The organism is Mycobacterium sp. 852002-51057_SCH5723018, from assembly GCF_001667035.1.
Lineage (GTDB): Bacteria > Actinomycetota > Actinomycetes > Mycobacteriales > Mycobacteriaceae > Mycobacterium.
This window is the reverse complement of record NZ_LZIR01000103.1, coordinates 1-787: the sequence shown is the minus strand read 5'-3', so window position 1 is coordinate 787 and position 787 is coordinate 1. Positions and strand designations below refer to the sequence as shown.

The following is a 787-nucleotide window of genomic DNA, read 5'->3' as shown; positions in this document are numbered from 1 at the left end:
GCAAGACGTGTGATGAGCAGTCCAGTTGTTGGCGGATCAGACTTCCCCATGAGGAGGCGGCGAAGTTCGACGCGGCGTTGGCGTCGCATCGTGAGGCGCTGTTCGCCGAGTGGAAGCAGGATCACGGCGATGGGGAGCGCACCTCGGAGCAGCGCCCGCCGTTGCCGGGCATTGTGGAGGCGTTTTTGCGCTTGGTCGAGGCGGGCTGGGATGCCGAGGTGGCTCGTCGGCCACACGGGGCTCAGACCACGGTGGTGGTGCATGTCGATGTGGAGCGGCGCGCTGCGGCGTTGCATGTGGGTCCGCTGCTCAGCGAGGCCGCACGCCAATACCTGACGTGTGATGCCACGTGTGAGGTCTGGTTTGAACGCGACGGCGAGGTGATCGGTGCTGGGCGGGCGACGCGGGTGATCAACCGGCGGCTGCGGCGCGCGCTGGAGTATCGCCATCGCACGTGCGCGGTGCCCGGTTGTGGGGCCACCCGTGGTCTGCACGCCCACCACATCCGGCATTGGGAAGACGGCGGCCCCACGGAGTTGTTCAACCTGGTTTTGGTGTGTCCGTATCACCATCGGTTGCACCACCGGGGCCTCATCACCATCGCCGGATGCGCCGACGATCTGATTGTCACCGACAGCGCCGGTCAACGGCTGCGCGCGGGATCGCTCGCGCGTCCGCCCAACCTTGCCCCGCCGGCTGTTCCCCCGTGGCCCGGGCCCACCGGCGAGCGCGCCGACTGGTGGTGGTATGAACCGTTCCAGCCGCAGCCACCACCGACAAACAACTA

General features: G+C 67.6%; 1 protein-coding gene. It reads left to right on the top strand.

The window, feature by feature from the left end:
- A partial coding sequence (locus A5764_RS21435; protein ID WP_156664795.1) for an HNH endonuclease signature motif containing protein occupies nucleotides 1-787 on the top strand: 787 nt, incomplete at both ends.